This is a genomic window from Salmonella sp. SSDFZ54, assembly GCF_004010735.1.
Classification (GTDB): domain Bacteria; phylum Pseudomonadota; class Gammaproteobacteria; order Enterobacterales; family Enterobacteriaceae; genus Salmonella; species Salmonella enterica.
On sequence record NZ_CP034821.1, the window covers coordinates 35,466 to 49,381 of the forward strand.

At 47.2% G+C, this 13,916-nt stretch carries 15 protein-coding genes; 10 read left to right on the forward strand and 5 right to left on the reverse strand.

Annotated features, from left to right (window positions below):
* Nucleotides 1–194 precede the first annotated feature (194 nt).
* From EOS97_RS25790 to EOS97_RS25815, 6 genes are all read left to right on the forward strand, one after another.
* Nucleotides 195–1,901, forward strand: coding sequence for a hypothetical protein (locus EOS97_RS25790; RefSeq protein WP_000067710.1), 1,707 nt, complete (start codon nucleotides 195–197; stop codon nucleotides 1,899–1,901).
* Between the two features lie 60 nt (nucleotides 1,902–1,961).
* Entirely contained in the window at nucleotides 1,962–3,551 is a 1,590-nt protein-coding gene (locus EOS97_RS25795; RefSeq protein ID WP_072649176.1) for a hypothetical protein, read from the forward strand.
* A gap of 9 nt (nucleotides 3,552–3,560) precedes the next feature.
* A complete protein-coding gene (locus EOS97_RS25800; protein WP_046659860.1) occupies nucleotides 3,561–4,376 on the forward strand; it encodes a hypothetical protein in 816 nt (271 codons plus the stop codon).
* A gap of 152 nt (nucleotides 4,377–4,528) precedes the next feature.
* The gene (locus EOS97_RS25805) at nucleotides 4,529–4,993 is read left to right on the forward strand and encodes a hypothetical protein (protein WP_223603660.1); all 465 of its coding nucleotides are present in this window, start codon (nucleotides 4,529–4,531) and stop codon (nucleotides 4,991–4,993) included.
* 11 nt (nucleotides 4,994–5,004) lie between these two features.
* A complete protein-coding gene (locus EOS97_RS25810) occupies nucleotides 5,005–5,514 on the forward strand; it encodes a hypothetical protein (protein ID WP_000509939.1) in 510 nt (169 codons plus the stop codon).
* Nucleotides 5,515–5,685: 171 nt separating this feature from the next.
* On the forward strand, nucleotides 5,686–6,282 hold the full coding sequence (locus EOS97_RS25815; RefSeq protein WP_053896077.1) for a hypothetical protein: 597 nt from the start codon (nucleotides 5,686–5,688) through the stop codon (nucleotides 6,280–6,282).
* 490 nt (nucleotides 6,283–6,772) lie between these two features.
* Here EOS97_RS25815 and EOS97_RS25825 read toward each other — a convergent pair whose 3' ends face one another.
* The 5 genes from EOS97_RS25825 to EOS97_RS25850 all read right to left on the reverse strand — a co-directional run bounded on the left by EOS97_RS25825 (nucleotide 6,773) and on the right by EOS97_RS25850 (nucleotide 10,963).
* Nucleotides 6,773–7,288 (reverse strand): Ail/Lom family outer membrane beta-barrel protein, encoded by a 516-nt coding sequence (locus EOS97_RS25825; protein ID WP_025210472.1) that lies wholly within the window; start codon nucleotides 7,286–7,288, stop codon nucleotides 6,773–6,775.
* Between the two features lie 95 nt (nucleotides 7,289–7,383).
* Nucleotides 7,384–8,226 carry a helix-turn-helix domain-containing protein gene (locus EOS97_RS25830; RefSeq protein WP_072649174.1) on the reverse strand — a complete coding sequence of 281 codons (843 nt, stop codon included), beginning with the start codon at nucleotides 8,224–8,226 and terminating at the stop codon, nucleotides 7,384–7,386.
* 29 nt (nucleotides 8,227–8,255) lie between these two features.
* Complete coding sequence (locus EOS97_RS25835; RefSeq protein WP_001187875.1) at nucleotides 8,256–9,056, reverse strand: phage antirepressor KilAC domain-containing protein; 801 nt, start codon at nucleotides 9,054–9,056, stop codon at nucleotides 8,256–8,258.
* A 639-nt stretch (nucleotides 9,057–9,695) separates the two neighbouring features.
* Entirely contained in the window at nucleotides 9,696–10,745 is a 1,050-nt protein-coding gene (locus tag EOS97_RS25845) for a phage antirepressor KilAC domain-containing protein (RefSeq protein ID WP_072649172.1), read from the reverse strand.
* Nucleotides 10,742–10,963: a host cell division inhibitor Icd-like protein gene (locus tag EOS97_RS25850; protein WP_000245712.1), complete on the reverse strand. Its 222-nt coding sequence runs from the start codon at nucleotides 10,961–10,963 to the stop codon at nucleotides 10,742–10,744. Before EOS97_RS25850 ends, EOS97_RS25845 begins: the two co-directional genes overlap by 4 nt.
* 619 nt (nucleotides 10,964–11,582) lie before the next feature.
* Between EOS97_RS25850 and EOS97_RS25860 the strand changes: the two genes are divergently transcribed.
* From EOS97_RS25860 to EOS97_RS25875, 4 genes are all read left to right on the forward strand, one after another.
* Nucleotides 11,583–12,095, forward strand: a complete 513-nt coding sequence (locus tag EOS97_RS25860) for a hypothetical protein (protein WP_000039791.1) — start codon at nucleotides 11,583–11,585, stop codon at nucleotides 12,093–12,095.
* Between the two features lie 3 nt (nucleotides 12,096–12,098).
* Complete coding sequence (locus tag EOS97_RS25865) at nucleotides 12,099–12,638, forward strand: DUF5384 family protein (protein ID WP_001033469.1); 540 nt, start codon at nucleotides 12,099–12,101, stop codon at nucleotides 12,636–12,638.
* 80 nt (nucleotides 12,639–12,718) lie between these two features.
* Nucleotides 12,719–13,285 (forward strand): hypothetical protein, encoded by a 567-nt coding sequence (locus tag EOS97_RS25870; RefSeq protein WP_000188923.1) that lies wholly within the window; start codon nucleotides 12,719–12,721, stop codon nucleotides 13,283–13,285.
* Nucleotides 13,286–13,295: 10 nt separating this feature from the next.
* The gene (locus EOS97_RS25875) at nucleotides 13,296–13,907 is read left to right on the forward strand and encodes a phage tail protein (protein WP_072646608.1); all 612 of its coding nucleotides are present in this window, start codon (nucleotides 13,296–13,298) and stop codon (nucleotides 13,905–13,907) included.
* Nucleotides 13,908–13,916: the final 9 nt, after the last annotated feature.

A 13,916-nucleotide genomic window follows, 5' to 3' on the forward strand; every position in this document is an offset into this window, starting at 1 on the left:
ACTGTTTTTAAAGTAAATCCCTCTAAAATTTCAAGGTGAAATCGCCACGATTCCACCTTGGATTTTACCTTCCTCCCCTACTCCCGAAAAAAATAAAAAAATTGCTTGTCACGAGAAAGTCAACAAGTGACTTTCAATAAAATCTCTTCCGAAAAGGGATTCACACAAGTGCCTTGTGTTTAAGGAAGAGTAAATTGAGTAACTTACGCGAATACCAGAATCGTATTGCAGATATCGCAAAACGCTCTAAAGCTGTGCTTGGCTGGGCAAGCACTGCGCAGTTCGGTACTGATAACCAATTCATTAAAGATGATGCCGCGCGTGCCGCATCTATCCTTGAAGCTGCACGTAAAGACCCGGTTTTTGCGGGTATCTCTGATAATGCCACCGCTCAAATCGCTACAGCGTGGGCAAGTGCACTGGCTGACTACGCCGCAGCACATAAATCTATGCCGCGTCCGGAAATTCTGGCCTCCTGCCACCAGACGCTGGAAAACTGCCTGATTGAGTCCACCCGCAATAGCATGGATGCCACTAATAAAGCGATGCTGGAATCCGTCGCAGCAGAGATGATGAGCGTTTCTGACGGTGTTATGCGTCTGCCTTTATTCCTCGCGATGATCCTGCCTGTTCAGTTGGGGGCAGCTACCGCTGATGCGTGTACCTTCATTCCGGTTACGCGTGACCAGTCCGACATCTATGAAGTCTTTAACGTGGCAGGTTCCTCTTTTGGTTCTTATGCTGCTGGTGATGTTCTGGACATGCAATCCGTCGGTGTGTACAGCCAGTTACGTCGCCGCTATGTGCTGGTGGCAAGCTCCGATGGCACCAGCAAAACCGCAACCTTCAAGATGGAAGACTTCGAAGGCCAGAATGTACCAATCCGAAAAGGTCGCACTAACATCTACGTTAACCGTATTAAGTCTGTTGTTGATAACGGTTCCGGCAGCCTACTTCACTCGTTTACTAATGCTGCTGGTGAGCAAATCACTGTTACCTGCTCTCTGAACTACAACATTGGTCAGATTGCCCTGTCGTTCTCCAAAGCGCCGGATAAAGGCACTGAGATCGCAATTGAGACGGAAATCAATATTGAAGCCGCTCCTGAGCTGATCCCGCTGATCAACCACGAAATGAAGAAATACACCCTGTTCCCAAGTCAGTTCGTTATCGCGGCTGAGCACACGGTACAGGCGGCGTATGAAGCACAGCGTGAATTTGGTCTGGACCTGGGTTCCCTACAGTTCCGCACCCTGAAGGAATACCTGTCTCATGAACAGGATATGCTGCGTCTTCGCATCATGATCTGGCGCACTCTTGCGACCGACACCTTTGACATCGCTCTGCCGGTTAACCAGTCCTTTGATGTATGGGCAACCATCATTCGTGGCAAATTCCAGACTGTATATCGCGACATTATTGAGCGCGTTAAATCTTCTGGTGCGATGGGGATGTTTGCTGGTGCTGATGCAGCATCTTTCTTCAAACAGTTGCCGAAGGATTTCTTCCAGCCAGCCGAAGACTATATCCAGACTCCGTATGTTCACTACATCGGTACCCTGTTCGGTAACGTGAAAGTGTACGAAGTACCTGCTGGTATTTGTAAGAACTTAACGACAGAGAACATTCAGTTCAGCTCGATGGATGTGCTGTGCTACGTCCGTGATGAAAATCCGGGTAAAGCAGGCTTCGTGACTGGTGATGCTGTCCCGGCCATCCCGTTCCAGCATCCGACCACTCCGGCGCTGGTCAATCGTACCACGCTGTGGGGTTCGGCTATCAATGATATGCACCCACGCAACGGCGCTGATTACTTCACTCGTGTAACGCTGACAATGGCCAAAAAAGGCGGGCTTAACTTCATTAGCGGCGACACGATTGATGCCGGTGACTCTGAGTAATCAGGGGAAGTTCTCCGTTTAACATAGCGCCCCCGTGCGGGGCGCATAACAGGGAAAGTTATGTCTCAATATTCAATTCAACAGTCATTAGGTAATGCATCCGGCGTCGCGGTTAGCCCGATCAATGCCGATGCGACGTTATCTACCGGTGTTGCATTAAATAGCAGCTTGTGGGCTGGTATTGGCGTATTTGCGCGTGGCAAGCCGTTTACTGTTCTTGCGGTTACTGAGTCCAATTACGAAGATGTTCTCGGCGAACCGCTGAAGCCGTCTTCCGGCTCACAGTTCGAACCAATTCGCCATGTATACGAAGCTATTCAGCAAACATCTGGTTATGTTGTTCGCGCTGTTCCGGATGATGCGAAGTTCCCGATTATTATGTTCGATGAATCAGGCGAACCGGCTTACAGTGCGTTGCCATACGGTTCTGAAATTGAACTTGATAGTGGCGAAGCCTTTGCTATCTACGTTGATGATGGTGATCCGTGTATTTCACCTACCCGTGAGTTAACCATCGAAACAGCAACAGCGGACAGCGCGGGTAATGAACGCTTCCTCTTAAAACTGACCCAGACGACTTCGCTCGGCGTGGTAACGACCCTGGAGACACACACTGTGTCTTTGGCGGAAGAAGCGAAAGATGACATGGGCCGCTTGTGTTATCTGCCTACGGCTCTGGAAGCCCGTTCTAAATATCTGCGCGCGGTTGTTAATGAAGAGCTGATTTCGACAGCGAAAGTAACAAACAAAAAATCGTTGGCGTTCACTGGCGGTACCAACGGCGATCAGTCGAAAATCTCAACCGCTGCGTACCTGCGTGCGGTGAAAGTGCTGAACAATGCGCCGTACATGTACACCGCTGTTCTCGGCCTGGGGTGCTATGACAATGCGGCGATCACTGCGTTAGGTAATATCTGTTCTGATCGCCTGATTGATGGCTTCTTTGATGTCAAACCGACATTGACGTACACGGAAGCGATCTCTGCTGTTGAAGATACCGGTTTACTTGGTACCGATTATGTAAGCTGTTCTGTCTATCACTACCCGTTCTCCTGCAAAGACAAATGGACCCAATCCCGTGTGGTCTTCGGTCTGTCTGGCGCGGCGTATGCGGCGAAAGCTCGTGGCGTCAAGAAAAACTCTGATGTCGGCGGTTGGCATTACTCACCGGCTGGTGAAGAACGTGCCGTCATTGCTCGTGCGTCAATTCAACCGCTGTATCCGGAAGATACCCCGGACGAAGAAGCAATGGTCAAGGGCCGTCTCAATAAAGTATCTGTTGGCACCTCTGGCCAGATGATCATCGACGATGCTTTAACTTGCTGCACGCAGGATAACTATCTGCACTTCCAGCACGTCCCATCCCTGATGAATGCAATCAGTCGTTTCTTTGTCCAGTTAGCCCGACAGATGAAGCATAGCCCGGACGGTATTACTGCGGCTGGCCTGACTAAAGGGATGACCAAACTTTTAGATCGCTTTGTCGCCTCCGGCGCTCTGGTGGCTCCTCGTGATCCTGATGCTGACGGTACAGAACCGTATGTGCTGAAAGTTACGCAGGCGGAATTCGATAAATGGGAAGTAGTCTGGGCCTGCTGCCCGACTGGCGTAGCCCGTCGTATCCAGGGCGTACCGCTGCTTATTAAGTAAGGGAATACAATGAGCAAAAACTTTTTTCAATCCGGGGCATTTTTGGGGAATGGACTGTCTCGTTTCGCTTTGAACTCTGATCCTGTGCAGCTGATGGAGTCTGCCCGAGCAAGCGCCGAACCGCCAACAGATCCGGTTATTAATAATAATCCGGAACCGGCGGCACAGACTAACGATAACATTCCATCTGCCCCGGCTCCTGAGCAAATCCTGGAAGGGAAAGACGGTAAAGAATGGACCGTCGAACAGGCGCACCAGATGATTCTGGAAGCTGCAAATCGAAGTGCTATGCAGAATGCGTTGAGTGATGCGGCCGACGCCGTTTTCGCCTGGGCTGATAGCGGTGATCTGACTTTCGACTCCCTTGATGGTTTCGTTCAGGCTATCGCTGGTATCTCTGATGACGACGACTCCGAAGTTACAGAAGAACAGGACGATGCCTATAACGAAGCATGGGCAAATGTTGCTGACTTCCTCGCAGCATGCGGTGTAGATGATGACCTGATCGAAGCACTGGCTGACGATGAAGACGACGACGCAGCTGCTGATGTTGGTGCCTCTATCGCTGGTTTAGATAGCGACGACCGCGACGAACTGGAAGCGGCGTTTGTTGTTGCTGGCACTTCTGATGAAATGCTGACTGAAGCATTTAAGAAGGTTGTTCGTAACGGTGAGATCAAACTCATCCGTAAACGCCTGCGTAAAAAACGTCTGACTGCGGCTCAAAAATCGGCGCTGAAAAAAGCGCGTCGAAAAGCCCAGACCGGCGCGGCAAAACTTGCCCGCAAAAAGTCAATGAAACTGCGCCGTAAGCGCCTTGGCTAAAGGAGGAGGCCGGGGAACTCCGGCCTTTAACTTGAATGGCTCCTATAGCTTATGGGGTTTACAGCCAGGCTGACGGTGTATCGCCATATCTGAAAGTTACTTTAACGAACTCTCAGTACCAGGTTACCGGATATATCAGCCAGGGAGCGGCAATGAACATGGCCCAGAATTGGGAAGCGCCGTTTACCGGTATGTCCATGGGATCTGTTTCTGGTGCTCTGGGTGGTTTTGTGCAAGTAGGTACTGAAACAACGTCGGTTGCCCGTTGGAATAGCTTAATGGTTTGGGAAGGGGGGACACCGCCGACGTTCACGCTGCCCGTAATTTTCATTGCTTTGAACAATCCATTCATTGAAGTTTCAGGCGCTATCGCCGCGTTGACAGCCATGATTAGCCCGGAACTAAAAGCGGCCAATGTTGGTGGTCGAATCCCGGAGCGTGTGACGCTAAACATTGGTCGCCGGATCAACATCACCGATGTCGCTATCCAGGACTTAAGTTTTGATCTCGATGCGCCAAGGGACAGTAATGGATATTTCCTGAAAAACACCGTCAACCTCCAGTTGACCGGTTCTTCGATATATAACAGCTCCGATATTGTTCGGGCGTTCCAGTAAAAGGATTTTATATGGGGCACAATAACACTAAGGGAAACCGTAAATTTATTAAGGGCCGCTATACTGCCAACGCGGCCAAAGGCGAACGACTGGTATCTTCTGAATTCCAGCTCACTTTTGCAGGCCATGAAGATATCAGTGTACTGGTTCGTACGTCGCAAATCCCTGAAATGACTCGCGAGGATGTGGAGGACTATGGTCCGAATGGTGTGAAGTTCAACCAGCACGGACCAATTCGAAACTCTGGGGAAATCCAGGTCCAGTGCGTGGAGACTATCGAAGGCGATATTCTTCAGTTCATTAAGGATCGCATTGCGGCGAAGGACTATGTTGATATCACGATGGCTGCTACCCCTGAATCCAAATCTTCCGGGGTTAACGCTGTGACAAAAGCTGCTACAACAATTGAAATGTTGGACTGCAAAATCTACAGTGATGCAATCGACTTTAGTACCGAAGATGTGACTGCCGCTGTGCGCCCGTCACTTCGTATCGTCTACAACTGGATTGAGTGGGATTAAGAGTCATCCCTTGTATTTTAAAGCTCCTTCGGGAGCTTTTTTTATAACCTTTTTATATAAAAATGCATCGATAACATTGTCTGGAGTTTTATGTTAGATTATTAATGTTCTAATAAACTACAATTATTGAGGTAGATGTTTGTGCCTGTACTGTTAAAGGGGGACTCTAAAATGGCTGTGATTCCAATGTCGTACTCCCCGGGTACTGTCGCTCGTCGATTTTCGATCCTGGACGGAGTTACCATCCAGGGTGTGCTTTACCAGGTTATATGGGATTCCAAAACCCCATTTGCTGCCGTAATAGAGGCTGCTCCTTCTGTTATCGATGGTGATATGCGCCATAAGGTTGTCGCTACTCTTGAACTTCAACGTCGCCCACAGCTTGAAGGCGTACTGGTGAGGAAGTTCTGGGAAGATAACGATGTTGCCCAGATTGAAGGTATCGTGGTTGATGGAATCGTCCGGGATGTCGGTTTAGCCACTTTTGTTTATGAAACCGTAGCTTCAAAAGCCGGAGTTGTTTTGCTAAGTGACAATGAGCAATACGAAGGCGGAAAGGCTCTTTGGCAGCACATCGCTCGTCGTTCTTCTGAACTAAAAGTTTTTATCCTGGACACCGATACTGCTCAGTATTACCCATTTGATGGCGAACGTGTTTGCTATGACGGGAAAAGTATTCCTGAATCCGAGATATGGAGTGAACATCCGGATCGAAGTAAGCATGGGGTTGTTCTTGTCGCAGAATCCATAACTGGAAAGGCGGCATAGCAGTAAAAAATTCCTTGCTCCTTGACAGAGGAGAGGATTAATCTAAGTACGCTAAGCATAGGTATGGCCCCGGTTAATGTTAAGCGTTGTGCGGGACGCATAATGTTTACTGGGGCTTTCTTTTATCTATTTTGGGATAATCCTGAATTCCGTAGTATTTGGCATCGGCTGCGGCTACATCAGCGTTTGACTCTATTTCTATAGAAATCACCTGGAAGGGTGAATATCCACATCAGAAGAAACGTTGCAGCAAACATGATCCCTAATGGCCAGAATATGCCAAAAAAAATCATTATCCAAAAACGATCCCACCAGGCCATTTCTGCATTAGCTCGCAAAATATATCGACTTAATGCGTATATCAGTCCACCAATTAGTATATAGATGGGAATAGATACCAGGATAGTCATAGCGTTAGTCTCAATGAACATAACGAATATCACCAGAGCAAAGTATAAATCCCTCTGCGTAGGGCAGAGGGACTAAATAGTTAAAATCGGTAACCGACACCAAGCATCCAAATGCTATTGCTTAGATCACCTGGTTTAGAACGTTCATACGAGAGATCAACTGCAAACTGCGGAGATGGGTTAAATTGAAGCCCAAGTCCATAAGCAAAATCGGTTCCAAAGCCAGCATATGACTGTCCATTCAGTTTTGCTGTTGCATCCGCATGGCTTAAACCCACCAAGCCGTATGCACTCATTAATTCATTGAATCTGTATGACGGACCAAAAGTAAATGAGGCATACTCAACCTTGGCTTTGGCGGCATTCCATAGGTTTGTGTTTGACTTTTCGTAAGTGACCGAAGCTAATCCACCCCACGTAGAATCCATTTCGTAGCGATATTTAATATTCACGCCTTTTGGATCTTTTATATCTCCGCCTTTAACCGTTGCGCTTCCTTGGGCAAAGTCTAAGGAGAGTGTGTGCTGATATGCGGAGGCAGTCCCAGCAACCCCCAAGGCACATGCCAGAAGGGCCGTTAAAACTACTTTTTTCATGGAAAAAGTTACCTATAAAAACGTTAAAAATAATACTGGTGACAAAATAGTGTGTATTGAGCGTTAAATACACGTAAAGATTCTATCATTCGCGATCATCCGCGAAAACCAGTTGGAATATAAAATTCCTTTTCTTTTCTTGTAGATAGGACCATATCCAGAGCTTCGTTTACCGTCATGCAATGCGGCAGATTATCGAAGTTTGATATCCCGCCAATATCAGGAGAACGCTTGCTCTTCAGGTAAGCATATTTCCGGGCCGCTGCCTCAACTTTCTGCTGGAACTCATGTTTTTGAGCGCGTTTTTTGGATAACCGCAGATTGTCGGCCTTTGCTTTTGCACCAGCGATCCATGAAGTCAATTTTTTGAGTTTGGTCGTTCCGGCAGCGCCGGAAACTGATCTTTTTGTTTTTTTAACTTGTGACTTCTTATTCTTTATTGCCACGTCATCCTGACAGGGGGAGGGGGTATCATTTTGACATGGGGGTGTGGATAAAAAATTAAATAAAGTCAATGTCTTAGCGAGAACAGCTTTAACCTTGGTTGCCGCTGAAGAGATCTTTAATTTGCTTTCAATCAGCGCATTTTTGGCTTGTTGTGCGAAGGCCAAAAAGGATGGTGTAAACCGGTACAGGTTAGCGCGACGTTCACGGTGATCGCCGATAACAATCTCTACAGACAGGATTCCTTTGTTTACAGCTTCACGGAATGCACGAACGACGGTTGATTGGCTATAACCAGTTTCTGCCGCGATCAGGCGGTGAGGCTTGTGAATGAAGTATTCACTGGTTGTTGCCGCGAGATTTGCACATTGCGACAGGATATGCCCGGCGCTACGGGATAGACCGGAGTGTGTTACAAAGCAGGCCAATTCATAGCCAGAAAAAGTAAAATCGCTCATCGTTATACAGCTCAGGAAAGTGACTTTAGCCAGCATTACAATGCTGGTGGTTCTTACTACGTCTGTTAGCGCGTTGCCGCGACAGGTACCAGCACACCAGCATCAAGCAATCGCTTCATCAGCCACTGCTGACCTTTGCCGGTTATACGAGTCGTGAAAGAAATCCTGCTTCCGTTGCTTGTGTCGATCACGGTTTCTTTGAGGGTGAAGTACCCACGGGATATGTATTCTTGTTTGGGGACGTTCCTGCGTTCACCGGTTGCGATCAGAATTCCGTTATCACGCAACCAGGTGAAGAGATAGTTTTGGCCCAGGCCGAGCACTTTGGCATAGTTGCCGATTAGAACCCCGCTGGCGGTAGCAACGCGTTCGGCGAATTCGACTTTAGGTGCATCCATAAGCATTTTTTGCTCCAGCCGTTGCTTTTGCTCTGCCAGGTCGGCAGCCAAACGGAGAGCTTCAGGGAGACTCTGCGGAATAGCAGGTTGTAATCTTCCGGCTCGATAGTCGATAAATGTCTGGTTTACCTTCAGCCGAAATGCGGGAGAAATCCAGCCTGCGTACTCCACAGCGAGCAATTCATGGGCAAAAGTGCCGCCGCCACGGCCTTCGAACGAAACTATGCAATTCTGCATAGTTTCTTTTTCAAGCTCTTCGATGAGCTGTTTGGCTGACAGCGTTCTTAGCCATTGAGCTGGCGCTTTATGGGCACCGAGTCCGCTCGCTCTGTGTAGAGCATTAAGGTTGTAACGGCCAGCGCGGTCGGTCGTAATTTCAACACCACAAATAACGGGCAGAGTGGTTGAAGGATCGACATTTTGATGAAGGTTTGATATATTCATATCCGCATTGAATGTTTGTTGCATTTTTTCTCCAAATTTGCATCAACCTTCAATCACCAGCTCGAAATGGTGATTCTTTGCACTTAGAAAACGAAATTTATTAGAGCAAATTTTTCTGACTCGATCCAGATCGGGTTGGTCGATCTGCTCAGAAACCTGCCAGTTTGCTGGCAGGTTTTTTTGTATAAGGCGTTTTTCAATGTGGATTTGTGGCTGGATAAAACGAAAAAGGCCACAGGTTTTACCCTGTGGCCTGTTCGGGCGCAACGCGCTGCTGTTACACTGCGAACTAACGCCCTTCAATGTTGTTATGCAATGTGGAGAAGTGAGGCAATCACTGATGCCAACACAGAACTTGAAGCTCCGATGATGACAGGAACAATGATGTTGGTCACAATCCACTTGCAAGCTTTTTGAAGAGTCATTACGAAGCTCCGCATACTTGCAACAGCAACTGCTTGCGGCTATCCTCTTGTTGTTCAGACATAAGGAATGCCCTCGCTGGTTGCCTCCATGCAACGTTGTAGCGAGGGTTTTTTCTGTCTGGAGGCTACGCATCCAGGAGTTCATAACCCCCGCATAACGTTGCGCCTCCCCTGAAAAACAGGGTTGGGCATATCGTACACATGCCTGTAATTTATGGCAAATCCTGGTCTGAATACGTTAAGACAAGGACGCCACTGGTTTTAACAAACCAGCATCAAGTAGCTTGCGAGTTAACCACTGTTGGCCTTTACCCGTTAATTGGGGCGTCAGCCGTATCTGATAGCCATTTTCATCATCCAGCACCACTTCTTTCACCGTGAAATACCCGGCGTTAATGTACTGCTGGCGCGGTACGTTTTTGCGCGCACCAAAAGCCATGAGAATGCCGTTCTGGCGCAACCATGAGAAAAGGGCGTTTTGCTTAAGTCCAACGACCTTTGCAAAGTTCCCGATCAGGATTCCATTGGCCACTGATACCCGGTCGGCAAACTCGACTTTAGGGGCTGCGGCCACCAGCTGTTGTTCCAACTGCATTTTCTGCTCTGCCAACTCGGCAGCCAGGCGTAGAGCTTCTGGTAATGTTTGGGGGATCGATGGGGCAGGGGAGTTTGCCTGCTGCAATTCTTCCAGTTTGTCGATCAGCGAACGGCGGACCGCTTTCGATTCGCGAGCAGCAACGCGCAGGGCTTGTTTGTATGTCATTACTATAACTACCTGATCCGCTCCACCTTTTTTCTTATCCATAGGGGTTACGAAGATTTCGTAACCCTCCCCATCAAGCTCATCCTTAACTCTGGCAATGAAATCATTGTTGCGAACTGGTTTTTCGCTACATAATTTCCGTGCCTCATTGACCATCTTTAACAGTGTCAGGCTGTCGATTGTGTCTCCGGTGTTGGGGATAATATTCACGGCTGGTGCTGGCGTAGCTGACGTAACAGGTGCTGGTTTTTCAACATTCAAATTATTACCGGTCATTCTATGTGCCTCCTTTCTCATTTCTGCTGCCACTGTTGCGTAACGTAGACGTCCTTGTTCAATCAAATAATCCCTGATCTCGGCTATCAGTAGCCTGTTGATCACAGCCTTATCTGTTCGGGTATAAAAACGCCTGGTTATCATGAAATAGTTAGCAATTGCGCCGGGGATCTCCCGTGTCGGCATACAGGCAGTATGCAGGGCGATCGCTTCGGCTATGTCATTACGGGTGACGAGAGGTTTTTTCATAAACCCCCCTGAACGTCGGCAGAGAAGGGGAGGCTCCAGTAACTAAGTGAATTGCGCGAGTTAGTTGAAAAACGGGCAGTAAAAATGCAGGGGCCATCAGGCAATTGAGAGCGTGCTTCGTCTTCTGTTGCAGCGATAACGAAGTGATAGTGGTGTTTTTTACAGGAATAGAAACGCCAGATGAATTCTTGGCGTGCGCAAGGATTGGCATTAACCATAGTTACGGCCTCGTAAGTTGATAAACAACCTGCGACCCGCTGCTAAACAGGTGGCAGGACGTGACGGGGTTAGCAGACTGGCACTTACGAAACCAGCAGGCCGAAGCCTCCCCATCACGCCCCACCATAATTCGGGCGTAACGTGGTTTACGGACACAAAAATACCGCAATATCGGAAATCTGCGGTTGTCCGCGTAAGTATTCAGGCTGCTAAACCCGGTCGCAGAATTTGCTACGACGGCGGAACTATAAGCCTGAACGATTAAAAGGTCAATATGATGCGAAAAGATAGCATTCGCGACTTAAAAATACAAATTTATTAGAGCAGTTTAGTGTAGTGCAATAGATATATTATTTGTGATGAAAAATAATGCAGAGGGATATTGTAACTTTAAGATGGATATCAATAGTCGATACATAAATTAAGTTAGCAATAAACTATTAACTTAAGAAATAATGCAGATGGTGAACTTGTCTCTGACTTTTCAGCTATACACAATAAGTTAGGGATAGCTTATAAAAAGTTGATTAATTGATATAAGTCAATGGGAGTATTCTTGTTTACTTTCCGTTCTCGTGGTAACTTCTCGCCGGTTTTTGTTTTTCTGGGATGATTCTTATGTCTAAAAAGTATACTTTATGCGCTCTTGTTGTATCTGCAATTCTTCTTTCTGGGTGTCAATCTAGCGGTGCTGATTATGCTGCCGATGTTTATGATACCGCTCAATTGAATTCGAAGCAGGAAACAAAGACAGTCAATATTATCTCTGTGCTTCCAGCTAAAGTGAAAGTTGATAATAAAGCTAATAAAGAAGCGGCACAGACATTTGGTGCGGTACTGGGAGCTGTTGCTGGGGGCGTTGCCGGTTATAATGTTAAAGGCACATCGACACTGGGTGCTGTAGCTGGCGGTACTGGTGGTGCGGCTCTTGGTGCAGCGGCTGGTTCTTTGGTTAGTGATAAAACAATTGTTGAAGGTGTTTCACTGACTTATAAAGAAGGAACTAAGGTGTTCACTTCAACTCAAGTTGGTAAAGCATGCCAGTTTACAACGGGGCTTGCTGTGCTTATTTCAACTAAAGATAATGAAACTCGAATTCAGCCAAATGCTACTTGTCCAGAAAAGAAATAATTTATGAATAAAATTATTTTATTTCTAATCTTTTCTACGTTTAGTGTAGGCACTGCCTTGGCTAACTCGTTGCAAAGTCAAATTGCTGCTATTGCTCAAGCGGAAAATGAAGGGCGAGCTAAAGAGCAGCAAGCTGAGGATGCCAGAAAAGAACTTATTCGCCAACAAGCACAAGCTGAACGTATTAGAAGAGAAAAAGCAGCATCTGCCGCTGCTGCACGCGAAAAACAGCGTGTTGCTGCAGAAAATGAACGTAGAGCGAAACGAGAAGCCGAGCTAGCAAATGACAAGAAGCGAGATCAAGCTTATGAGGATGAGCTTCGCAAGCTGCAACTCGAAAGTATGAAACTCGAACTGCAAGCAAAAGCGGCTCGTGTCCAGCGAGAAAACGATTTTATAGAGCAGGAGTTGAAGGAGAGAGCAGCTAAGACAGATGTAATTCAGTCTGAGGCTGATGCAAATAGAAATATTTCTACAGGAAGTAAAGATTTACTGCAAAGCGAAGGAAAAGCTAGAGAGAAGAAAGCTAGCAGTTGGTGGTAGTAATCACTACGATTGCGAGCATACTGTCACAAATGACAACTCGTAGAATCTGTTAACAAACTAGATTCTACGAGGTTTCAATGACACCACGACAATTACTCGAAGACGTCAAATCCCGCTTCACACCTTTGATTGCGGATGAACCTGCCTTACTGGAATCCCTGCTAAGAAAAGCATTGGGAACCTACCAGGATAGGGCGGGACACATCAAGCGGATACGCTTCACTGATCAGACCTGTAAATCACTTGCTTGCCCTGCTGATTTTCTTGCGCTCGTATCGGTTACGGATCATACCGGGGATCTTGTCTACTCCGATGTTTACGATGGGAATATCGGGCTTGAAGATACTCATCGAGCGGTATACCCGCTGAATGTGTCATATCTGGCTAATTTACGTGATATGGATCTGGATAATGGGGAAGTGCCACCTGAAATCATTGGGTTACTTTCTGACTATCTGGAAGTGTTAATCGCGATACCTAACACTGATCGCCTGCGAAGAATATCTATCGCGGGGAAACTCGATGCCAGCAATTTATCCGATGAGAACACGCTGTATCAGCGAAAGCTGGATCTGGAAGAGAAAATGAGCGCAACAAGGGCAATTATCCCGGGAATTGTTCTTTTCTCATCCATGTTGAAGTGAGGGAGCTGATATGGGGCTTAATGTTGCTTCAGTAAAGTCTTATGTATCTTCGGCATTAACGACGACATTATTTGGCTCCGGCGTTGGTGAGCGGGAAGTTGGTAAGCTGACGTCAATCATCATGAACAAAATGCTGTTCGCGCAAGGATGGCAGTTCTCTGTCGAAGTTGATGGTCTGGAGGGGGCAGACTTCTTTGCTAAAGACATTACCTACCACGATTACAGCATCGAATATGAAACGATTAAAATCGGCGGAGGGAATATCCTTCAGCCAACGGAGCGTTCGCCTGGGCAGATAACAATGATGGTCAGGGATACCGTTGATGGCCTCGTTTTGGACTGGTTTAATACGGCAAAAAGTCGGGTGATCAATCCGGACGGTACCGGGAATATACCGTCTAAATATTTGCTCAATGTGCGTATTTATCGGTTGCTGTCCTCCGGTTTAACCAAACTGGAAAATGAGATGACGGTATTCCCGGTCACTACCGGCGATGTCACCTATGCGCGGGATCAGGTTACGGAATTTAAGTCATTCCCAATGACCTTCGCATTGCACAGCACGTTTAACCAATCCTCAAGTTCTTTGGCTTCCCTTCTGGGCTTTAGCTTTTCTCTTTGAATTAAGGAG